This window comes from Sphingobium sp. VMM, from assembly GCF_056790315.1.
The window spans coordinates 230657-253020 of the sequence record NZ_JBXGSI010000006.1; the positions used below are offsets into that span (position 1 = coordinate 230657).

Below are 22364 nucleotides of genomic sequence, written 5' to 3' on the forward strand. Positions count from 1 at the left end.
CTCTTTTTTGCCTTGGCGTCCCTTGGGGAGGAACATCATGCCGTGGCGCAACTGGCGGACCGGGAGGGTCTGTGGGGTGTGGCCCGCCAATTCCTTATTCAGACGTCACAGGACGAAGTTAACCGTCGCCCGGAATGAGATTGCGACGTGATTTTGTTGTTCTTCCGCACCGAATTCGCCGCCGACGCGGAACGTGTCGGTGCCGCCATAGAGGCGGGCCCGGCCGGTCCAGCCGCTGGTGCGCTTGTCGGCGACCAGGACGAAGTCATCGCCATCCTTGAAATGGGCGACCGTGTCGCCGAGCGACCCGCCGATCAGCTGGCGGCGTCCGCCTTCCAGTTCGAACCGTGCCCAGCCATCCTCACGATTGAGGCTGCCGAAATCATAGCCGGCGGCGATCGTGCCGTTGGCGGTCATTTCGTCGCTGGTACGGCCGTCGACGGTCAGGTTGAACGCGTCGCCACCGCCGCTTTCGCTATAGCCGCCTTCCTTCAGGCGGTAATAGTCGATGCCAATGCCCGGACGCAGGCTGAAGCGGTTGAACTGGAGCTGATAGGAGGCCCCGGCCGTGGCCGAATAGAGCTTGCCCGACCAGTCGCCGGTCGCCTTGCGCACGACATCGTCGAGCGCGAAGTTGCGGGTGCCGTCAAAGTCGATATGCGCCGCCGAAACGCGCGCGAAGGCTTGGAGCGGACCCCAGCTGCCGCGCCAGTGCGCCGCCAGTTCGAACTGGTCGGAATCCGCCGAGCTGTTGGAGCTGTCGCTGGTGTCCCGGCCATGGATATAGGCGAAGGAACCACCGAAGGCGCCAAGATCGGTCAGATATTCGACGCCTCCGCCCGCGCCCCAGCCATTGATGTCGTAGGAAGCGGTGTCGCCGATGCTCTTGGAACTGCCGAACGCGACCTGCTGCAACCAGAAGCCCAGCTTGCCGTCCTTGGTCCGGTAGATGCCGTTGGGATCGGACAGGATGCGCGCGGTCGCCCGCGAGCCGGCGGTGACGGCTTCGAAGGTGCTGCCGGAATGTTCAGGCAGCATCTGGCGCAGCGCACCGTTCAGCGTCTGGCCGTCGGTCACGTCCAGATAGGCGTTGGCCAGCGTGCTGTCATTGTCGAGCGCGTTGAAGATCGCCGAATAGGCCCTTGAAAGCGAACCGGTCAGGCCCAGTTCCGACGTGGTCTTGGCGGCGATCGACAGGGTTACGTCACCGGTCGTGGTGTCGCTGCTGACGCTGCCCTTGAACATATAGGGCAGCAGGGTCGCGCTATCGAGCGCCGGGGTGCCGGACAGCGATGCGGCGCGGACGATGACATAGTCGCCTGCCGATCCGCCGACCTGGGTCAGCGCCACCTTCACCTTGGAACCGCTGGCGAAGCTGGCAGCGCCGGCCACGTCATAGACGGTGTTGGTGCCATCGGCGCCGTTGATGGTGACGCCCAGCGCCGAGCCGGAGGAGGCGCTGAGCGAGGCGAGCGCGACCGAACCGGTGTTGCTGACAGCCAGCGTGCCGCCGTTCAGCACCAGCGCCATATTGCCGCTGTTGCTGATCGCGCCGGTATAGCTGGAGGTGCCGTTCAGCGTCATCGTGCCGCTGGCGCCGCCAAAGTCGAGCGCGCCGGTGACGCTGGCGGTATCGGCCAGGGTCAGGGTGGCGCCGGTGCCGGCATAGCTGAGATCGCCGGTCAGGGTCGAACTGCCCGAGAGCGACAGGCTGTTGTTGCCGGCGCCCAGGCTGACATCGCCGACGATCCGGCCAGCCGATACCGTCATGACGTCATCGCCCGAGCCGAGCTTGACGTCGCCGACGATGCTGGGCGCGGTCGCGGTCGAGGAGGCGAGTGCCTGGGTCAGCGTCACGCCGCTGCTGTTGGCGCTGAGGTCAATGGCGGTGTTGGTAAGGCCGCCGGTCGCCGAGATGGTGCCGGTGTTGCTGAGGCTGGAGACGGTGCCCGAGGAATCGAGGATCGCGATCGCGCGACCCTTTTCATCATCGGCGGCGACGGCCGCGACGGTGCCGCTGACCTTGACCGAATTCACCTGTGCCCCGGCGTCGATCACCACGCCGCGCGACGTGGTGTTCGCGAGCGCCGCGCCCGATGCGGCGACGGTGCCCGAAATCTCGATCGCGTCGCTGGTCGCGCCCGAACCCAGGCGCAGCGCGGTGGCGTTGCTGTCATAGGAGATGGCGGTGATCGATCCGGCGACCAGGACGCCCTTGGCAATGTCGACATCGCCGCCCAGGCCGCCGATCACCATCGCATTGGCATCGACGCCGTCATAGATGCCATAGCCCGCGATCGCGCCGCGCACGACCACGCCATAGCCCGAACTGTCGCCCTGGACCACGCCGATGCTGGTGTCGGCCGTGGCCGAGCCGATCTGCACCGCAGCCGCCGAGCCATAGTTGATGACCGTGGCGGTGGTTTCGGTGCTGTCGAGCAGGCCGTCATCATCGATGTCGGTGTCATCTTCGTCGTCATCGTCGCTGGCGGTCGGCGCGACGTCGAACACGATGCCGCCGCTGGCATTGCCGGCGATGACGAGGGCGGGGCCGCCCTGCAGCAGGTCGTCGGCATCGAGCTTGGTGACGTCGCTCGGGCGGGTGGTGGAGCGATAGCCGGTGCTGACGATCGTGCCCTGGATCTTCACTGCGCCATCGACATCGCCCAGCAGGGCGACGGCGGTGCTGTTTGCGCCCTTGGTGCTGATCGAACCGCGGATCGTGGCGTTGCCGTCAATATCGTTGGCGACCACGCCATAGCTGTTGTCGCCGACGACGGAGATGGTGCCATAGGTCGACAGATTGCCGATCAGGGTCGAGTTGACGCGGATGCCGGCGCTGTTGTTGCCTTCGATCGAGATCGTGCCAGTGGTGTCGATATTGCCGGTGTGGGCCGCGCCGGATTCGACCAGGATGCCATTGCGGTTCGTCCCTTTGGCGAACGTCCCGTCAATGTCGCCGTCACTGTCCGTGTCGGTCGCGGTATAATCTTCCGTCAGCGTGATCGTGCCGCTGTTGGTGATGTTGCCGGTGGTGCCGGCCTTGATCAGAATGCCGGTCGCATTGTCGGCATCGTTGATGGTCAGCGAACCGGCGTTGCTGACATTGTTGTTGCTGTCCATCGTGATCGCGGTGCCGCTGGTCAGCGTGATGCTGCCAGCCGAGCTGACCGTGATCGCATCGGCCGCGCCCGAGGCGACGGTGGAGGTCTTGACGGCGGTGGTGGTGGATGAACCGATCGTGGTTTCCGCCGCGGCGTTGGTTGCGGTCAGCGCAACCAGAACCGGGGCGATGGCCGTGCAGGCCAGCAAATGTCGCATGATATCTCCTCTGAATGCCGCGCCGTTTGATGGGCACGTACATGCGGGAGGGACGCCGCCGCCGGGCCGGTTCCGTCAGGAAAAATGCCGTCCGGTGTGATTTTAGAAGGCGAAATCCAGGCCGATGCGCACGGTGCGGGGACGCAGCGGCGTATAATAGTCCGTGCTCAGGTCGAACGGCGTGCCGAGCGAGAAACGATTGCCGTCGCTGTCGAACAGGTTGGTGAGCGAAAGCGAGAGTTCGACCGGGCCGCGGGTGACGGCGGCGGACAGGGCCGTATCGACATAATCCCCCTGTTCGCGGCCCAATATCGGCCCGACGCCCAGGCGCGACTTGCCGACATAGCGGGCCGAGGCCGACAGGTGCAGGCGCATGTCGTCGCCCAATGGCGCGCGATAGTCGGCGGCAATCCGGCCGCCCAGATTGGCGACATTGGGCAGGGTCAGCGAGCGCCCTTCATAGGAAAGAGCGCGCACGAACTGGGCCGGCTGGGTCAGGCGGCTGTCATTATAGATGATCGAGCCGTCGAGCGTCAGCGGCGGGATCGGGCGGACCACGATCCGGCCTTCCACCGTATAGATGCGTCCATCGCCGATATTGGCGGTGGTCGGCAGGCCGATGCGGTCGGTGACGTCGGCCTGGATATCGCGCCAGTCGGTATAGGCGACATTGCCGCTGAGCGCGACCGTGTCGCGGCCCGGCACGCCCTTGCGGAAGCCCAGTTCCATGGTCGAGATGCGATCGTTACGGAAGCTGCGCGCGCGCTGATCGTCGACCGCCAGGCCGCCGGGACGAAAGCCCTGTTCGAACCGGGCATAGAGGGTGAGCCCCTTCACCGCATCGCTGAGCAGCGAGAAGGAGGGGAGGAAGATGGTTTCGGAGCGATCGGCCTGCGCCTCGACACGGGCAAGGTCGGCGACGGCCGAAAGCATCGCCACCGGATCGATCGCCTCGCCGCTGAGGCGGCTGTTGGTGAGGCGTCCGCCGACGGTAGCGACCAGCCCCTGGAGCGGTTCGAACGAGGCTTCGCCGAACAGGGTCGCTTCCTTGATCCGGTTGCGCACGCCGGTGGCCGTGGCAGGACGTCCGCGACCATAGACCGGGACGCCCGGCAGGATCTCGATCGCCGGTGCACTCAGGGGGCCATAGCCGGTCAGCGACCGCTGGATGGTCGAGGTGCTTTCCAGATAGGAAACGCCCAGCAGCCAGCCCAGGCCATTGTCGAGGTCGCGGACCAGCCGGTTCTCGGTCGAGAAAAGTTCGACCTTGTTGCGCTGGCGGAACAGGGCGGGTGCGCCGCCCGGCTGGGTCGCGTCGTAGCTTTCGGCCAGGACATTGCGAACATAGCCGGTCGAGGAGACGAGGCGCAGATCGTCCCACTGATGCTCGATCCGCGCATTGGCTAGGATATAGTCGGAATGATAGGGCTGGGCGACGCTGGAGGCGCGTTCCAGTCGGCCGACCTCGCGGCTGGCATATTGGGCGTCGTCACCTTCGATATGCTGATAGGCGGTGCTGAGATCGATCGTCCAGTCGTCCGCCGGTGCGATCCGCAGCGTGGCGCGGCCGCCATAGGTGCGGGTGCGATTGACGTCATCCTTGTCGCGCAGGACATCGTCGATATAGCCGCCTTCCTGCACGCCATAGCCGACGACGCGCAGCGCCACCTTCTCGGCCACGATCGGCAGGTTGAGGATGGCCGACAGGTCGCCGCCCGGATCGCCATGCTGGGTTGCCGACACGCCGGTCGAGATCTGGCCGCCGAACTGCGCGAGATTGGGGGCGTTGGGGATGATGCGGATGATGCCGCCGAGCGAGCCGGCGCCGTAAAGCGTGCCCTGTGGCCCTTCCAGCACCTCGACCCCGCCGACGTCATAGAGGCGCAGGTCGGGATCGGGCGCGGCATAGTTGAGGCGCATGTCGCCCAGATATTGGCCGGTCGTCGCCTGGGTCGGCCCGGCGACGCCGGAATCGGCGATGGCGCGGATGAACAGCTTATTGCGGCCGGCACCGGCATGGGTGGAGCTGAGGCTGGCGACGCGCGAGAGCAGCGCGGCCGTGCCCTGTGCCGCGTCGGCGGTCTCGAATAGGCCGCCGGTCACGGTTTCGACCATGCCGGCATAGCGGGGCAGGGGAATGTCGCGCTTGGACGCAGTGACGATGATGTCGGCCGGCGGTTCCTGAACGACCGGCGCGAGTTGCACCGCTGCGGCTGGCGTCGGCGACGGGGGCGGAGTGCTTTTGCGGGCACGCACGATGCGCCAGGTGCTGGCGTCGATCTGCCGGGCCTTGGCGCCGCTGCCTCGCAGCAACTGGGAAAGGGCGCCTGCGGTCGACATCCGGCCCCGGATCGCTGGGGTGGCGATGCCGGCCAGTGACTGGTCCGACATGCCGATGCTGGCGCCGGTTTGACGGCCGAGCGCCACCACCGCCTCGCCCAGGCGTCCCGGAGCGAGGTCGATCGACTGTCTGTCCGCCGCTCGCGCAGGCGATGCGGCCGCTATGGCGAAGGCGGTGACGAAAAGGACGTCAGTTTTGCGACCCATCCCCTTCCTTCAGCAGCCATCCATTCCCCTGTCGGATGGCGGACAGCCCCATCAGGGGCGCGGCAGCGGCGAAGAAGCGGGACGGATCCCGTTCAAGCCGGATCGTGCCGGTAAAGCGCATGGCCTGCGCGCCGGGCGTCGCGGCCAGCGTCACGCCCAGCGAACGGGCGATATCCTGGGTCACGTCGCCGACCGGCGCATTGGCATAGATGAGTTGGCCCTGGCGCCAACTGGCGACGGCCTGGGGCGCGACGTCCATCACGCGCAGCCCTTCCGCGCCGTCGCTGAGCGCGCGGCCGGCGGGCAGCGAAATGGCTTCGGCCTGCGGATTGTAGATCACCTTGCCCTCGGACACGCCGATGCGGGTGGCGTTGCCGCTATGGACGATATTGAAGACGGTGCCAGCATCCTCGAACACGGCGTCGCCCACGGTTACGCGGAACGGATCGGCGGCATCATGGCGCACGGTGAAGGCGGCTTCGCCCGCGTCGAGCGCGGCAAAGCGCGCATTCTTGCGGTCGAGGCGCAGGGTGGTGCCGCCGTTCAGTTCGATCCGGGTGCCGTCGTCGAGCGCGATGCTGCGGGTTTCGCCGGGACGGGTGGTGATGCTGTAGATGTCGCTGCGGTTGAGCAGGCCGACCGAGACGGCGGCCACCAGCGCGGCGGCGATCGCGCCGCCGCCGATCCAGCGCAGCGGGCGGCGGTGACGTTCGCCGGCATCATTGGCGGCAACAGGCATGACGACGGGTTCTGCCGGAACCATGTCCGCCAGATCCGCGTCGGCCGCCATCAGCGCATCATAGGCGGTCGCGCGGGCGGGATCGCCCTCCAGCCAGATGGTGAAGGCGTCCCAGTCGTCAAATTCGGGATCGCGCGTGCGGATTACCCATCCGAGCGCCTCCTCGTTCATCATGGCCTGTGCCCTGTTCATTTCTTGCCCCTTGAAGAGCCAGACGCCGCCGATCCGCTCATTCCGTATCCAGACTTTGCTTGAGCGCAAGCATCGCCCGATAGGCCTTTTGCAGATCCTTCTCGACCGTGGTCAGGCTGACCCCCAATTCCTCCGCGATCAGCCGCTGGCCGACCCCCTCTATGCGGAAACGGCGGAACACCAGTTCGACGCGGGGGCCAAGATCGGCCAATATGCCGCGCGCCTGTTCCAGCCGCTGATTGAGGATCATGCGTTCGTCGACCGCCAGATCGTCATTCGGATCGGCCATCACGCCGCCGGCGCCTTCGGCCCAGTCCTGCTCGCGCCGCTCGCGCCGCGTGGCGGAGCGATAGCGATCGAGCATCAGGTTGTTGGCCATGCGATAGAGATAGGGCAGGGGATCGGCGACCGGCCCCAGATCCTTGGCCTCCAGCTTCATCCACATGTCCTGCAGCAGATCTTCCGCATCCTCCCCCGCACCGCGCGCGCGCAGGAAGCGCAGCAAAGCAGCGCGATTCTGGAAGAAGATAGCAGAAAGGCCCGTGGCCATGCCTGTGGTGCGTCCGGTATTGGCGATCAGGCGGGTTGCCATAGAGGCAGGGGTGGGGTCTTGGCAATGGCAAGGCGCGGATCGAGCGGTCATGGCCTGAAATCATTTACCTAGTGCGCGGCTTGCTCTAGCCCGTTTCGGATATGGCAGGAGCGGACATGGCGACAGCGAAGGTGACGGATGCAGCAGCGGCGCGGGCGGCGGGGATGGACCCCGACCGGCTGGACGCGCTGGTCGATCATCTGGACCGGACCTATGTGCAGAGCGGCAAATTGCCGCATATGCAGATGCTGGTGTCGCGCGACGAGGTGCCGTTGCTGTCGGTCAGCCGGGGGCAGGCGCGCGCGACCGGCGAGCCGTTACAGGCCGGTGCGCTGTTCCGCATCGCGTCGATGACCAAGCCGGTCACCAGCGTCGCCTTCATGCAACTGGTCGAACAGGGCAAGGTGGCGCTGGACGATCCGGTGACCGACGTGCTGCCCGAATTTGCCGACCTTCGCGTTGGGGCGGACGGAACCGGGCGGATGACGCGGCCTATGCGGATGATCGACCTGCTGCGCCACACGTCGGGCCTGACCTATGGGTTGCAACGGCAGACGCCGATCGATGCACACTATCGCGAACTGGGGCTGGACGAGTTCCAGCAGAAGCGGTCATCGGACGAATTCATCGCCGCGCTGGCCAGCCTGCCGCTGGAATTCTCGCCGGGCGAGCGCTGGAATTATGGCGTGTCGACCGATGTGCTGGGCGTGATCGTCGAGCGACTGTCGGGGCAGGATCTGGAACGCCATTTTCGCGAACATATCTTTGTGCCGCTTGGAATGACGGACACATTCTTCACCATCCCGGTGGATCGGATCGATCGTCTGACCGACGCCTGGCGGCTGGAGGATGACCAGCTGAAGCTCAAGGATCGCGGCGCGCGCAGTAGCTGGCGGCGCAAGCTGCGTTTCCGATCCGGCGGGGGTGGGCTGATCTCTTCCACCGCCGACTATCATCGCTTTGCACGGATGCTGCTGCGCGGTGGCGAGATGGATGGGGCGCGGCTGTTGCAGCCCGAAACGGTGATGCAGATGCGAAGCAATCACCTGCCCGGCGGCGGCGATCTCGCCAGCATGTCGCAGGCGATGTTCAGCGAAGCCGATTATGCCGGCGTGGGTTTCGGCCTGGGCTTCGCGATGACGCTGGCGAACCAGCAATTTTACTGGGGCGGGGTGTTTTCGACCTATTTCTTCATCGATCCGGTCGAGCGGCTGATCGGCCTGTTCATGACCCAGCATTTGCCGTCCAGCACCTATCCGGTTCGGGCGGAATTGCGGGCCGGGATCGGGGCCGCCATCGTCACGCGACGCGGTCAGGGCTGAGGCAGGCCAAGCCCGCGGAAAGAAGCGGGAAAAGCCCATGCTGCGCTGCAAAAAATGGATTGGCATGGCGAAGCGCGCTGTGCCATCATCCCGGTGACTCATAGAGGGAGATCCCGGCCATGAATCTCAAGGGCGAGACGCAGCTTCCCAAGCCGGCACCCCGGCAGGTTGATCCGCAGATTCTGGCCCATGAGATTGTCGAGCGATTGACCTATCGCATCGGCAAGGATGCCAAGGCGGCCAAGCCGCATGACTGGCTGCATGCCGTGATCCTCTCGATCCGCGACCGGGTGATCGACGCCTGGATCGAGTCCACCCACAAGACCTATGAGGAACAGGGGCGCAGGGTCTATTATCTGAGCCTGGAATTCCTGATCGGCCGGCTGATGCGCGATGCCGCGTCCAACATGGAAATGCTGGACGATTTGCAGGCCGCGCTCGACTCGCTGGGCGTCGATCTGGACCTGATCGCCGCGCTGGAGCCGGATGCTGCGCTGGGCAATGGCGGCCTGGGGCGCCTCGCCGCCTGCTTCATGGAGAGCATGGCGACGGTCGACATCCCCGCCTATGGCTATGGCATCCGTTATGTGAACGGCATGTTCCGGCAGGAGATCAGCGACGGCTGGCAGGTGGAATTGCCGGAAAACTGGCTGGCGCACGGCAACCCCTGGGAGTTCGAGCGGCGCGAGGCGAGTTACGAGGTCGGGTTCGGCGGGCGCGTCGATCCGGCCGAGTGCGAGAATTGCGGCCCCTATCAGATGAGCTGGCGTCCCGCCGAACGGGTGATCGCCACCCCCTATGACACGCCGATCGCCGGCTGGCGCGGCAAGCGGGTCAATACGTTGCGCCTGTGGGAGGCGCAGCCGATCGATCCGATCCTGCTCGACAAGTTCAATGCCGGCGACCATCTGGGCGCGCTGTCCGAAAGCAACCGGGCCGAGGCGCTGACTCGCGTCCTCTATCCTGCCGACAGTTCGCCGGCGGGGCAGGAATTGCGGCTGCGGCAGGAATATTTCTTCTCCTCCGCCTCGCTGCAGGACATTGTCCGGCGGCATATCCAATATTTCGGCGATGTCCGCACCCTGCCGGACAAGGCGGCGATCCAGCTCAACGATACCCATCCGGCGGTGTCGGTGGCGGAGCTGATGCGCATCCTGGTCGATGAGCATGGGCTGGACTTTGACGAAGGCTGGGACATTGTTCGCCGCACCTTCGGCTATACCAACCACACATTGTTGCCCGAGGCGCTGGAAAGCTGGCCGGTGCCCTTGTTCGAGCGGCTGCTGCCCCGGCACATGCAGATCGTCTATGCCATCAACAGCAGATTGCTGGGCGAGGCGCGCAAGTCCGGCCAGTTCGACGATCATGCGATCGGCACCATTTCGCTGATCGACGAGGGCGGTGAGCGGCGGGTGCGGATGGGCAATCTGGCCTTTGCCGGATCGCACAGCGTCAACGGCGTGTCGGCGCTGCATACCGACCTGATGAAGGTCACGGTCTTCGCCGACCTGCACAAGCTTTATCCCGCGCGGATCAACAACAAGACCAACGGCGTCACCTTCCGCCGCTGGCTGATGCAATGCAACCATGGCCTGTTCGAACTGATCCGCGAGGCGATCGGCGACCGGTTCATGGACGATGCCGAGGCGCTGCGCGAGCTTGACAATTTCGCCGACGACACCGCCTTCCAGGAACGGTTCCTGGCGGTGAAGCGCTTCAACAAGGTCGCGCTGGCCGACCTGCTGCGCAAGCGCATCAATGCGCGGATCGACGCCGACGCGCTGTTCGACATCCAGATCAAGCGCATCCATGAATATAAGCGGCAATTGCTCAACATCATCGAGGCAGTGGCGCTCTATGACCAGATCCGTTCTCACCCGGAAAAGGACTGGGTACCGCGGGTCAAGCTGTTCGGCGGCAAGGCGGCGCCCAGCTATCATAATGCCAAGCTGATCATAAAGCTGGCGGGCGACGTGGCCCGCGCGATCAATCATGACCCGTCGGTGCAGGGGCTGCTGAAGGTGCAGTTCGTGCCCAATTACAATGTCTCCATGGCCGAGATGATGATCCCGGCCGCCGATCTGTCGGAACAGATTTCGACCGCCGGCATGGAGGCGTCGGGCACCGGCAACATGAAGTTCGCGGTCAATGGCGCGCTGACCATCGGCACGCTGGACGGCGCCAATGTCGAGATGCGCGACCATGTCGGCGAGGATAATATCGTGATCTTCGGCCTGACCGCGGCCGAGGTGAACCAGCGCCGGGCCGAGGGCTATAATCCGCGCGCGGTGATCGAGCAGAGCCGGGAACTGGGGCAGGCGCTCAATGCCATTGCCAGCGGCGTCTTCTCGCCCGACGATCCCAATCGCTACAAGGATCTGATCCAGGGCATATACGACCATGACTGGTTCATGGTGGCGGCCGATTTCGACAGCTATGCCGCCGCCCAGCGCCGGGTCGATGGCATCTGGCAGGATCAGGCATTGTGGGCGAAGAAGGCGATCCACAATGTCGCGCGCATGGGCTGGTTCTCGTCCGACCGGACGATCCGCGAATATGCCGCCGATATCTGGAAGATGGGATGATGAGAATGGCCGCGATCGGCGGAGACGGGAGATAGGAGCGTGCTGACGCCGGAGCAGATCGACCGGCTGGTCGAAGGGCGGGATGCCGATCCCTTCGCGACGTTTGGCGTGCATCCGGCCGATCCCGACGCCGGCAAAGGCGGTTTTACCGCCTGTGTTCTGCTGCCCGACGCCGTCAGCGTCAGCGCGCAGACGCTGGATGGCAAGCCGGTCGGCGAACTGGCGCTGATCCACCCGGCCGGGCTGTTCGAGGGCAAGGTCAAGATCCGCAAGCGCCAGCCGCTGCGCTATGAAGCGCATTATGGCGATGGCGGCAGCTATGCGACGATTGATCCCTATGGCTTTGGCCCGGTGCTGGGGCCGATGGACGATTATTATTTCGCCGAAGGATCGCACAAGCGGCTGTTCGAGAAGCTGGGCGCGCATCCGATGGAGCATGAAGGGATTGCCGGCACCCATTTCGCGGTCTGGGCGCCCAATGCCCGGCGCGTGTCGGTGGTCGGCGACTTCAATCGCTGGGACGGGCGGCGCGCGGCGATGCGGCACCGGCAGGATGCGGGCGTATGGGAAATCTTCCTGCCCGAAGTCGGCATCGGCCAGCCCTACAAGTTCGAGATTGTCGGGCCGGACGGCGTGGTGCTGCCGCTCAAGGCTGATCCCTTCGCCTTTCGCTCGGAACTGCGCCCGTCGACCGCGTCGATCGTCAACGGTCCGCCGGCGCATATATGGGGCGATGCGGATCACCGCGACCATTGGCAGAAGGCCGATGCGCGACGCCAGCCCATCTCCATCTACGAGGTGCATGCCGGATCGTGGCAGCGCGACGAAAATGGCGATTTCCTGCACTGGGACGCGCTGGCCGAGCGGCTGATCCCTTATGTTGTCGGCATGGGATTTACCCATATCGAGTTCCTGCCGATCAGCGAATTTCCCTATGACCCAAGCTGGGGCTACCAGACGCTGGGCCTTTATGCGCCGACCGCGCGCTTTGGCGATCCGGCGGGCTTTGCGCGTTTCGTCGATGGCGCGCACCGAGCGGGGATAGGTGTCCTCCTCGATTGGGTGCCGGCGCATTTCCCGACCGACGAGCATGGTCTGGCCCGGTTCGATGGCACCGCGCTTTATGAACATGCCGATCCGCGCAAGGGCTTCCAGCCGGACTGGAACACGGCGATCTATAATTTCGGCCGGCGCGAGGTGGCGGAATATCTGACCAACAATGCGCTCTTCTGGGCCGAGCGCTATCATGTCGACGGGCTGCGGGTCGATGCGGTCGCCTCGATGCTCTATCTCGATTATTCGCGCAAGCCCGGCGAATGGATCCCCAACGACCATGGTGGGCGGGAGAATGTGGAGGCGGTGGCCTTCCTCCAGGGGATGAACAAGGCGCTCTATGCGGACTCGCCCGGCGTGATGACGATCGCCGAGGAATCGACCAGCTGGCCGCAGGTGTCGGCGCCGGTGCATCAGGGTGGCCTTGGCTTCGGCTTCAAATGGAATATGGGCTTCATGCACGACACGCTGCGCTATCTGGCGCGCGAGCCGGTGCATCGGCAGCATCATCATGACGACATCACCTTCGGCCTGCTCTACGCCTTCAGCGAGAATTTCGTGCTGGCGCTGAGCCATGACGAGGTGGTGCATGGCAAATCGTCGCTGCTGCACAAGATGGCGGGCGACGACTGGCAGAAATTCGCGACGCTGCGGGCTTATTATGCCTTCATGTGGGGCTATCCCGGCAAGAAGCTGCTGTTCATGGGCCAGGAATTCGCCCAGCGCGCCGAGTGGAGCGAGCAGCGGGCGCTCGACTGGAACCTGGTCGATCATGCGCCCCATCATGGCGTGCAGATGCTGGTCGGCGACCTCAACCGCCTCTATCGCTCGCGGCCGGCGTTGCATGCGCGCGATTGCGAGGCGGAAGGGTTTGAATGGGTGCTGGTCGACGGCGCGGCGGACAGCGTCTTTGCCTGGCAACGGCGGGCTCCGGGCCACAAGCCGATCGTCGTCATCAGCCATTTCACGCCGGTGCTGCGCCATGGCTATCGCATGCGGCTGCCCGTGGGCGGTCGCTGGCGCGAGATACTCAATAGCGATGCGTGCGAATATGGCGGCAGCGGCGCCGGCAATATGGGCGTGGTCGAGGCCGATGAGAGCGGATGGGCGAACATAACCATCCCACCCTTCGGAACCTTGATGCTGGAACTGGACTATTGATACCGAGGAACGCGTGCAGGCGGTCGCGGGCATGAGAGAGGAGCCCTAATGCAACAACGCAATCAGCCGATCGCGCGCGACGCCATGGCCTATGTGCTGGCCGGCGGACGCGGCAGTCGCCTTGCCGAGCTGACCGACCGGCGGGCCAAGCCGGCCGTGCATTTCGGCGGCAAGGCGCGGATCATCGACTTTGCCCTGTCCAACGCGCTCAACAGCGGTATCCGCCGCATCGGCGTCGCAACCCAGTATAAGGCCCATTCGCTGATCCGCCATTTGCAGCGCGGGTGGAACTTCCTGCGACCCGAGCGCAACGAGAGCTTCGACATATTGCCCGCCAGCCAGCGTATCTCCGAAAGCCAATGGTATGAGGGCACGGCCGACGCCGTGTTCCAGAATATCGACATCATCGAAAGCTATGCGCCGGAATATATGGTCATCCTGGCCGGCGATCATGTCTACAAGATGGACTATGAGCTGATGCTGCAGCAGCATGTCGACAGTGGCGCAGATGTCACTGTTGGCTGTCTGGAGGTGCCGCGGATGGAGGCGGTCGGCTTCGGCGTGATGCATGTTGACGAGGCGGACGTGATCACCGCCTTTGTCGAAAAGCCCAAGGATCCACCCGCCATTCCCGGCCAGCCCGACATGGCGCTGGCATCGATGGGCATTTATGTCTTTCGCACCCGCTTCCTGATCGAGCAATTGTGGCGGGACGCCGACGACAAGAACAGCAAGCGTGATTTCGGTGGCGATATCATCCCCTATATCGTCAAGCACGGGAAGGCGGTGGCGCATCGCTTCTCCAGCAGCTGTGTGCGGGCGGAAAGCGAGCTGGTGCCCTATTGGCGCGATGTCGGCACGATCGACGCCTATTGGCAGGCCAATATCGACCTGACCGACGTGGTGCCCAGCCTCGACCTTTACGACCGCAGCTGGCCGCTCTGGACCTATTCGGAGGTCACGCCGCCGGCCAAGTTCGTCCATAATGAGGAAGGGCGGCGCGGATCGGCGACCAGTTCGCTGGTGGCGGGCGGTTGCATCGTGTCGGGATCATCGCTGCATCGCAGCCTGCTCTTTTCCGAGGTACGCACCCACAGCTTCTCGTCAGTGACGGAAAGCATCATCATGCCCAATTGCGAGATCGGGCGGGGCGCGCGGCTGCACAAATGCGTGGTGGACTCGGGGATCAGCATCCCGCCGGGCCTAATCATCGGCGAAGACCCGGCCTTTGACGCGCAGCATTTTCGCCGCACCGACAGCGGCATATGCCTGGTGACGCAGCCGATGATCGATCGGCTGGTGGCCTGAAACGAAGGATGATGATGAAGCTTCTGTCGGTTGCGTCCGAAATCTATCCGCTGATCAAGACCGGGGGGCTGGCCGATGTCGTCGGCGCGCTGCCCGGCGCGCTGGCCGGCCATGATGTCGAGACCCGGACCTTGGTGCCGGGCTATCCTTCGGTGCTGTCGAAGCTGGGCAAGGCCAAGGCGGTGCGCCGCTATGACAAGCTGTTCGGTGCCGCGGCAACGGTGCTGGCGGGCAAGGTCGGCGACCTCGACCTGCTGGTGCTGGATGCGCCCGATTTCTTCGCGCGCGAAGGCGGGCCGTATGGCGACCATGGCGGCAATGACTGGGGCGACAATTGGCGGCGCTTTGCCGCGCTGGCGCGGGTCGGGGCGGACATTGCGGCGGAGGGCGTGAAGGGCTGGGTGCCTGATATCGTCCATGTCCATGACTGGCAGGCGGCGATGACGGCGGCCTATATGCGCTTTGGTCCGGCCCATGCCGTGCCGCGCGTCGTGACCATCCATAACCTGGCCTTTCAGGGGCGGTTCGGGCCGGAGATATTCGCCCAGCTTGGCCTGCCGGCCGAGGCCTGGGGCATGGATGGCGTCGAATATTATGGCGGCACCGGCTTCCTGAAGGCGGGGCTGGTGTCGGCCGATGCGATCACCACGGTCAGCCCGACCTATGCCGAGGAAATTCGCTCGCCGGTCCATGGCATGGGGCTGGACGGGCTGATCAACGGGCGCAGTGACAAGCTGCATGGCATATTGAACGGCGTGGATACCGACATCTGGAACCCGGCCGAGGATGAACTGATCGCGCGGCGCTACAGCGCGCGCGCCCTGAGTGGACGCAGTGCCAACCGGCGGGCGCTGGAAAAACGCTTCGGCCTGCAGCGTGACGATGCGCCGATCTTCGTCATCATCAGCCGCCTGACCTGGCAGAAGGGCATGGACCTGATGATGGGGGCGATCGACCATCTGGTCGGGCTGGGCGCGAAACTGGCGGTGCTGGGATCGGGCGATCACGCGCTGGAGGGCGGTTTCCTGGCGGCGGCGGACCGGCATCGCGGCCGGGTGGGCGTACAGATCGGCTATGACGAGCCGCTGTCGCATCTGTTGCAGGCGGGCGGCGACGCGATCCTGATCCCGTCGCGGTTCGAGCCGTGCGGCCTGACTCAGCTTTATGGCCTGCGCTATGGCTGCGTGCCGGTGGTGGCGCGGGTCGGTGGCCTGGCCGATACGGTGATCGACGCCAACGAAGCGGCGGTGAGTGCGGGCGTGGCGACCGGCATCCTGTTCGCCGGCGACGATCCGCTGGCGCTGCATGGTGCGATCGCGCGGACGGTGCGGCTGCATGGCGAGGCGGAGGCCTGGCAGACGATGCAGCGCGCGGGGATGCGCGCCGATTTCAGCTGGACCCGCAGCGCGGCGCGCTACGCGGCCCTCTATCGCAGCCTGCTGGGGCGCGAAGCGGCATGAGCGCGGGCGGGTTCGGGCCGGTGATCGATGCCGGCGGAACCCGCTTTGCCGTCTGGGCGCCGGAGGCAACGCAGCTCTGGCTCTGCCTGTTCGATCAGGACGACCGGGAAACCCGCCTGCCGATGACGCGTGGGGAGGAGGGCATCTGGCAGGTCCATGCGCCGGGCGTCGGTGCCGGTGCCCGCTATGGCCTGCGCGCCGATGGCCCTTATGATCCCGATCATGGTCTGTGGTTCGACCCCGACAAGCTGCTGCTCGATCCCTATGCGCCGGCGATCGACCGGGCCTTCGTCCATGACCCGATGCTGGCCGCGCCGCGCGGGCAGGGGGAGGACACGGCGCCGCTGATGCCCAAGGGCGTGGTCGCCGCGCCGCTGCAGGCCGTCGCGCCGGCGCCGCCGTGCTTCCAGCCGGGCGGGCTGCTCTACGAATTGCAGGTGCGCAGCTTCTCGCTGCTGCATCCTGACGTGCCCGAGGCGCAGCGCGGCACGATCGCCGCGCTCGCCCATCCGGTGGTGATCGATCATCTGCAGAAGCTGGGCGTTGGCGCGGTCGAGCTGATGCCGATCAACGCGTGGATCGATGAGCGGCATCTGCCGCCGCACGGCCTGCGCAATGCCTGGGGCTATAATCCGGTCAGCTATTTCGCGCTCGATCCGCGACTGGCGCCCGGCGGGCTTGCCGAATTGCGGGAGGCAACGGCGGCGCTGCACGATGCGGGGATCGGCGTGATGATGGACATGGTCTATAATCATGACGGCGAAAGCGACCGCTTGGGGCCGACCTTGTCGCTGCGCGGCCTCAATGCCCGCGCCTATTTCCGGCACGAGGCGGACGGGCGACTGATCAACGATACCGGCACCGGCAACAGCGTGGATTGCAACCAGCCGATGGTCCGCCGGCTGATCCTGGAATCGCTGCGCCATTTCGTGGTGCAGGCGGGGATTGACGGCTTCCGTTTCGATCTGGCGCCGGCGCTGGGGCGGCTGCCGGACGGGTTCGACCGTGATGCGCCGTTGCTGGCGGAGATGCGCGCCGATCCGGTGCTGGGCGACCGCATCCTGATCGCCGAGCCATGGGATATCGGGCCGGGCGGCTATCAACTGGGCCGGTTCGGGCCACCCTGGCTGGAATGGAATGACCGCTATCGCGACGATATGCGGCGTTTCTGGCGGGGCGACGCTGGCACGATCGGTGCCTTCGCCACGCGACTGGCGGGATCGTCGGATATTTTCGAGGGGACGACCCGCAGCGTCAATTTCCTCGCCGCCCATGACGGCTTCACTTTGGCCGACTGCACCGCTTATGCGGACAAGCATAACCTAGCCAATGGCGAGGACAATCGCGATGGCCATGGCGAGAATTTCAGCTGGAACAACGGCGTGGAGGGGGCGAGCGACGATCCGACGGTCATCGCGGCGCGGCGGCGCGACATCAAGGCGCTGCTCTCCACCCTCTTCTGCTCGCGCGGGACGATCATGCTGACGGCGGGTGACGAGTTCGGGCGCAGCCAGATGGGCAATAATAATGCCTATGCGCAGGATAATGGCATCAGCTGGATCGAATGGGACGCGCGCGACCGGGAGATCGAGGCCCATGCCTTTGCATTGGGTCAGTGGCGGCGGAATTGTGCCGAGCTAACCGACGTGGCGCTGCTGGGCGAGGACGATGTCGTCTGGCTGGACGAGGGCGGTCAGCCGCTAAGCGTCGCCCAATGGGAAGATCCCGCGCGGCGGCGGCTGGTGCTGCATTTCCGGGCGTCGGGCCTCAGCCTGTGCATCAATGGCGCGGAGGGCGATATTCTTTTCGAGACGCCCGGCGGTCCCCTGATGGTGCCGGGACGCAGCGTGATGCCGCAACGCCGTAGCGTTATCCCGGAAGGCGTGGCCGCGCCCGATTGATGCGCGGCGATCCAGCCGTCATCCTGCCCGCCGATCGGGGGCTTCCTTCGCCCGCCAAAGCATGGCTAAGCAGGGGCAAAGGGAGCAGGATGACAGATGACGGAAGCAGGATCGGCGGCAGGACCGGGAGCGGACGAGGAACGGGATCTGCTGGGCGGGCGCTGGCTGACGGGTGATATGCCCTATGGCGCGATGATCGACCGGTTGCGCGATTTCCTGGATCATGTCGCCGCCGCCAAGCTGGACGACGCTACGGCGCAGGCGCTGGACGCGGACCTGGCCGCCTGGACGCAGCGGCTGACGCCGATGGTGGCGGACGAGGCGCATCGCATGTTCGGCCGGGTGCGCGACGCGCCGGGCCATGGCCAGGTGTTCGCGCCGGCCTTCATCCCCGATCAGATGGGCGATGATTCGCTCCATGCCCGCGTCACCTTTGGCGCCTTCCATCTGGGCGCCAATTATGCCGCTCATGGCGGGGCGGTGGCTTTGCTGTTCGACGAGATATTGGGCCTGCCGGCGAACATGAGCGCGCAGCGCATGGCGCGCACCGCCTATCTGCACGTCAATTATCGCGCGATCACGCCGATCGACAAGGAATTGCAGGTCAGCGCCTGGGTCACGAAGGTCGAGGGGCGCAAGCGTTTCGTGCGCGGCGAACTGCGGGACGGCGATATTCTGTGTGCCGACGCAGAGGGGCTGTTCATCGAATTGCTGCCGCATCAGCAATAAGTCGGGAACCATCGCCGCATTGGCCCGTTCTGTTGCATGAGGCCGCCGCACTTCCCCCCGCTCGGGCGGTCTCGCAGATCGGGCCCGTCGACATCCCCCCGTCGACGGGCCTTCTCTCTTTTTAGGCCATATTGACGAGCGCGCCATCCTGCGCGGCGGACTGGCGGATCGCGTCGAGTAGCGCCATCGCCGCGACGCCGTCATGGAAGGTCGGGACCGGGACGCCATCGGGCATGGGCCGCCCTTCGACGCCGGCGCGCAGGGCTTCACACAGGCGGATGAAGGGGGCGAGTTCGAACAACATCGCTGCCTTGCGCGGATCGTCGGCTTCGACCGGCGGCAGGTGGAGGTCGGCATCGACCGGCAGGTCGCGCACGCCATCCCGGTCGGCGATCCTGACCACGCCCTTGTCCACCCACAGCGTGCCATGGGTGCCGGCGACGCGGCTGATATTTTCGGACGGTCCCCAGATGCCGGCACTGTGCTGGAGAACGCCCTGCGCGCCATTCTTCATGCGGAAGCGGACGATATAGCTGTCCTCCGCTGCGTCGGCCGGGCGATCCGACACGGTGGGCAGGGTGGCGCTGAGGCTGTCGACCTCGCCCAGCCAGACGCGCAACTGGTCGACCAGATGCGAGCCATGGGCGCCGAGCCAGCCGCCGCCCGCGCCGGCATCGAACCACCAGCGCGGCATGCGGGCGGCAGGATCGGCGACGATCGGCAGGACGCTGGACAGGGTCACATAGCGTGGATCGCCGATCAGCCCGTTGGCGATGGCGCGGCCGATCATCGCGCGATCGGGCGCCCAGCGAAACTCGTTACCGATCAGGTGCGTGATGCCCGCCTGTTCCGCCGCCGCCAGCATCGCGCGGGCCTCGGCCAGGTCGGCGGCCATCGGTTTTTCGCAAAGGATATGGCAGCCGCGCTCGATCGCGGTCAGGGCAAGCGCGGCATGGGTGGCGGGCGGCGTGGCGATCGTTACCACAACCGCGCCGGCGCGGTCGATCGCTTCGCCCAGATCCGTGAAGATGTCAGCGATGTTGACAGCATCGGCGCGGCGGCGGGTGCGGTCCGGGTCGGTGCCGACGAGGCCCGCTACCTCGAACCCGGCGGCGCGCAGGGCGGGAACATGAATGCGGCAGCCAAAGCCGGTGCCGACGACGATCGCGCGGGGGGCAGGGGGCATGGTTGGTCCTTTCAGGCGGGTCAGGTGGCGGGAACGGCGGCGAAAAAGTCGATCCCGGCCTGGGTCGGGAAAATATATTCGAGATAATGGCCAAGCTCCGGCGCATCGACGAAGCAACTGTCCATGAAGCCTTCATTATGGCTGACATGGGGGACGGGCAGGCCGTCGGCTTGCGCGCGGGCGAGCAGGGCCTGCCACTGCGCGGCGTCGTGGATCAGATAGCCCAGATGATGATGGCGCAACTGGAAAGCATCGCCGGGGGCGAGCCGGTCCATATAGATGGCCGATCCCGGCCCGGAGGCGGTCAGCAATTCATACATGACCGGGCCGACCCAGGCCAGTTCGACGCGGATATGGCCGCCGGCTGCCAGCGGCCCTTCGAGCCGGCGAAAGGCGCCTATGCCATAGCGATCGGCCAGGATCGTCTGGGCGCGGTCGATATCGTTGGTCGCATAGGCGATCTGGAAATGTTCGGCGCGCAGCACGCCCGATGCTGGGTCGACAAGCGGCGATGGTCGGCGCAACAGCATGAGCGCTATCCTCTCGGCATGATCCCGTTCGCGGGATTCGGCATGAAGATAGTATATGCTATCTTTATGGGGCAAGGCGCGTGCACCGTCATCCGCCCCGGCGATATGGGACGATGATGATGCAGGAAATCGGCGTGGGCCTGATCGGCTATGGGCTTGGCGGGCGGGCGTTCCACGCGCCCTATGTGATGGCGACGCCGGGCATGGCGCTGCGCGCCGTCGTTTCGCGCGACCCGGCCAAGGTCCATGCCGGCCTGCCGAGCATGCAGGTGGTGGCCGATGTCGATGCGCTGCTGGCGCTGCCGGGGATCGATCTGGTCATCGTGTGCAGCCCGGACGAGCTGCATGCCGATCATGCGATCGCGGCGCTGCGGGCGGGCAAGCATGTGCTGGTGGACAAGCCCTTCGCTGCGACCCTGGCCGATGCGCGCCGGGTGGCGGCCGAGGCGGAAAGTGCGGGCAGGCTGCTTGCCGTGTTCCAGAACCGGCGCTGGGACGCGGATTTCCGCACCTTGCGCCGGTTGATTGCCGAGGGACGGCTGGGCGAGATCATCCAGTTCGAAAGCCATTTCGACCGCTGGCGGCCGACCCCGGCGACGACCTGGAAGGATGCGCGGGCGGCGGGCATCTGGCAGGATCTGGGGCCGCATCTGATCGACCAGGCGCTGTGCCTGTTCGGCAAGCCCGAAGGGGTGAGCGCGGATATTGCGGCTTTGCGCGAGGGGGCGGTGTCGCCCGACTATTTCCATGTGACGCTGCGCTATCCGCGCCATCGCGTGCTGCTGCATGCGACCAAGCAGGCGGCAGCGCACGGGCTGCGCTTCGTTGTGCATGGCACGGGCGGCAGCTGGATCAAGCATGGGACCGACGGGCAGGAAGCGGCGACAGTCGCGGGGCAGCGGCCCGAGGGGGCGGACTGGGGCGTCGATCCGCAGCCGGGCCATCTTACCGATACGGCGGGTGATAGCCATGTGATTATGAATGAACGTGGCGATTACCGGCTGTTCTGGCAGGCGCTGGCCGATGCGATCCGGGGTGAGGGCGCCAATCCGGTGCCGGCGGACGAAGCGATCGCGGTGATGGAAATATTGGAAGCAGGCCTGCGCAGCAGCGCGGAAAGGCGCGAAATCCGGCCCTGACGGGTTGAAGATACATAATTCAGAAATATTTGGGCGAAGGGGGATTAAAGCGATCACTGAGGCGTAAGTGACGTATGAAACCCACGCCGCCCAAGGTTGTCGACCTGTTGCCCGCGCTGATGCGCTACGCCCGTCGACTGACCGGCAATGAAAGCGATGCCGAAGACCTGGTCCAGGATGCGCTGGTGCGCGCCTATGCCAATGCCGACAGCTATCAGCGCGGCCGGCCACTGCGCGTCTGGCTGTTTTCCATTCTGCACAATGTCTTCATCAGCGGCGCGCGACGGGCGGCCGTGCGCGAACGGTTTCGCGCCGATGCCGTAGTGCAGGCCGAGCCGATGACAGCACCGGCGCAGGAGCAGATGGTGCGGCTGCACCAGATCGAGGCGGCGCTGAGCGCCTTGCCGGAGGAGCAGCAGACCGTGCTGCATCTCGTAGCGGTCGAGGGGCTTTCCTATCAGGATGCGGCCGACGCGATCGGCATTCCCATCGGCACGCTGATTTCGCGGCTGTCCCGCGCCCGCGCTAAGCTGCGCGCACTGGAGGAGGGGGCACCCGCCGTGCGCCCCGGCCATCTGCGCATCGTGAGGGATTGAGCC

General features: G+C 65.6%; 15 protein-coding genes. 9 read left to right on the plus strand and 6 right to left on the minus strand.

All coding sequences use genetic code 11. The annotated features are described in order from the left end of the window. Positions 1–105: 105 nt before the first annotated feature. The 4 genes from ACUCV3_RS10290 to ACUCV3_RS10305 form a co-directional block, all read right to left on the minus strand. Positions 106–3321 carry an autotransporter domain-containing protein gene (locus tag ACUCV3_RS10290; RefSeq protein ID WP_279776188.1) on the minus strand — a complete coding sequence of 1072 codons (3216 nt, stop codon included), beginning with the start codon at positions 3319–3321 and terminating at the stop codon, positions 106–108. Positions 3322–3423: 102 nt separating this feature from the next. After that, a complete protein-coding gene (locus ACUCV3_RS10295; RefSeq protein ID WP_048937293.1) occupies positions 3424–5868 on the minus strand; it encodes a TonB-dependent receptor in 2445 nt (814 codons plus the stop codon). Next, a complete protein-coding gene (locus tag ACUCV3_RS10300; protein ID WP_037507458.1) occupies positions 5852–6781 on the minus strand; it encodes a FecR family protein in 930 nt (309 codons plus the stop codon). The genes ACUCV3_RS10295 and ACUCV3_RS10300 overlap by 17 nt, the downstream gene beginning before the upstream one ends. Before the next feature lie 55 nt (positions 6782–6836). Continuing rightward, positions 6837–7349 (minus strand): RNA polymerase sigma factor, encoded by a 513-nt coding sequence (locus tag ACUCV3_RS10305; protein WP_029547652.1) that lies wholly within the window; start codon positions 7347–7349, stop codon positions 6837–6839. Between the two features lie 158 nt (positions 7350–7507). On the opposite strand from ACUCV3_RS10305, the gene ACUCV3_RS10310 reads away from it, so the two are divergent. From ACUCV3_RS10310 to ACUCV3_RS10340, 7 genes are all read left to right on the plus strand, one after another. Beyond that, on the plus strand, positions 7508–8713 hold the full coding sequence (locus ACUCV3_RS10310; protein ID WP_279731322.1) for a serine hydrolase domain-containing protein: 1206 nt from the start codon (positions 7508–7510) through the stop codon (positions 8711–8713). Positions 8714–8832: 119 nt separating this feature from the next. Then, positions 8833–11298, plus strand: a complete 2466-nt coding sequence (locus tag ACUCV3_RS10315) for a glycogen/starch/alpha-glucan phosphorylase (protein ID WP_099231761.1) — start codon at positions 8833–8835, stop codon at positions 11296–11298. A gap of 39 nt (positions 11299–11337) precedes the next feature. Further along, the gene (gene glgB / locus ACUCV3_RS10320) at positions 11338–13512 is read left to right on the plus strand and encodes a 1,4-alpha-glucan branching protein GlgB (RefSeq protein ID WP_279731319.1); all 2175 of its coding nucleotides are present in this window, start codon (positions 11338–11340) and stop codon (positions 13510–13512) included. A gap of 48 nt (positions 13513–13560) precedes the next feature. Next, on the plus strand, positions 13561–14820 hold the full coding sequence (glgC, locus tag ACUCV3_RS10325) for a glucose-1-phosphate adenylyltransferase (protein ID WP_279731318.1): 1260 nt from the start codon (positions 13561–13563) through the stop codon (positions 14818–14820). A gap of 8 nt (positions 14821–14828) precedes the next feature. Further along, positions 14829–16280, plus strand: coding sequence for a glycogen synthase GlgA (gene glgA / locus ACUCV3_RS10330; protein WP_279731317.1), 1452 nt, complete (start codon positions 14829–14831; stop codon positions 16278–16280). Then, the gene (glgX, locus tag ACUCV3_RS10335) at positions 16277–18181 is read left to right on the plus strand and encodes a glycogen debranching protein GlgX (RefSeq protein ID WP_482240597.1); all 1905 of its coding nucleotides are present in this window, start codon (positions 16277–16279) and stop codon (positions 18179–18181) included. The genes glgA and glgX overlap by 4 nt, the downstream gene beginning before the upstream one ends. Positions 18182–18277: 96 nt before the next feature. After that, complete coding sequence (locus tag ACUCV3_RS10340; RefSeq protein WP_279776187.1) at positions 18278–18910, plus strand: PaaI family thioesterase; 633 nt, start codon at positions 18278–18280, stop codon at positions 18908–18910. Positions 18911–19031: 121 nt separating this feature from the next. Here the strand turns inward: ACUCV3_RS10340 and ACUCV3_RS10345 are convergent, their stop codons facing one another. After that, the gene (locus ACUCV3_RS10345; protein ID WP_279730061.1) at positions 19032–20096 is read right to left on the minus strand and encodes a Gfo/Idh/MocA family protein; all 1065 of its coding nucleotides are present in this window, start codon (positions 20094–20096) and stop codon (positions 19032–19034) included. 20 nt (positions 20097–20116) lie between these two features. After that, positions 20117–20626, minus strand: a complete 510-nt coding sequence (locus ACUCV3_RS10350; RefSeq protein ID WP_279730062.1) for a hypothetical protein — start codon at positions 20624–20626, stop codon at positions 20117–20119. Positions 20627–20739: 113 nt separating this feature from the next. On the opposite strand from ACUCV3_RS10350, the gene ACUCV3_RS10355 reads away from it, so the two are divergent. Further along, positions 20740–21765, plus strand: a complete 1026-nt coding sequence (locus ACUCV3_RS10355) for an oxidoreductase (RefSeq protein WP_279730063.1) — start codon at positions 20740–20742, stop codon at positions 21763–21765. A 74-nt stretch (positions 21766–21839) separates the two neighbouring features. After that, a complete protein-coding gene (locus ACUCV3_RS10360) occupies positions 21840–22361 on the plus strand; it encodes a sigma-70 family RNA polymerase sigma factor (RefSeq protein ID WP_279730065.1) in 522 nt (173 codons plus the stop codon). Positions 22362–22364 lie beyond the last annotated feature (3 nt).